Genomic DNA, 657 nt, shown 5'->3' with positions numbered 1-657 from the left:
TCGCTTTGCGGAATACGTATTTGGTCGTGCCTTCCGCAATCCGGTATTTGGCCGGAATCCGGCGCGCCACCTCGTACACCTCCACGTCGAGGAACGGCACGCGCAGCTCAATCGAATGCGCCATCGTCATTTTGTCCGCCTTCATCAGAATGTCGCCGGGCATCCACAGGTTCATATCGATATACTGCATCCGGGACACGGGGTCCAGATGCTTGCTTTTATCGTAAAACGTTTTGGCGATGTCGAACGGATTGCGGTACCGGCTCAGCAGTTCGCGGTCGGCGCGCACGATTTCGGCCTTCATGTCTTCCGTGAAAATTTTGGCGTTGCCGAGGAACCGCTGCTCCAACGGCGTCGTCCCGCGCAGCACGTAATTGCGGCCGTAGACGCCGTCCGGCAGCAGCCGGGCCAGCGCGTGCAGCAGCCGCTTCACGCCGTGCGGCAGCCGCTCGATCGGCGCGAGCGACTGCGGCTCGCAGTAGATGCGGTACCCGCCGAACAGCTCGTCCGCTCCTTCGCCGGATAGCACGACGGTCACGTGCTCGCGCGCAAGCTGCGCCACATGGTAAAGGGCAATCGCCGAAGGGTCGGCCACCGGCTCGGTCTGATGCCTGGCGGCTTTCGGCCGGGGGAGGGTCGAAGCTCTCTTACCGATGG

The 657-nt window shown here is 62.7% G+C and carries 1 protein-coding gene; it reads right to left on the bottom strand.

Annotated elements, in window-relative coordinates:
• Positions 1-657 (bottom strand): asparagine synthase C-terminal domain-containing protein (locus QJ48_RS33775; protein WP_162238607.1); only part of this gene is annotated, 657 nt, incomplete at both ends.

The organism is Paenibacillus sp. A3 (genome assembly GCF_001399685.1).
In the GTDB taxonomy this organism is placed as follows: Bacteria; Bacillota; Bacilli; order Paenibacillales; family NBRC-103111; genus Paenibacillus_G.
The sequence above is the reverse complement of the archived record's forward strand: the minus strand, read 5'-3'. Positions and strand labels throughout refer to the sequence as shown.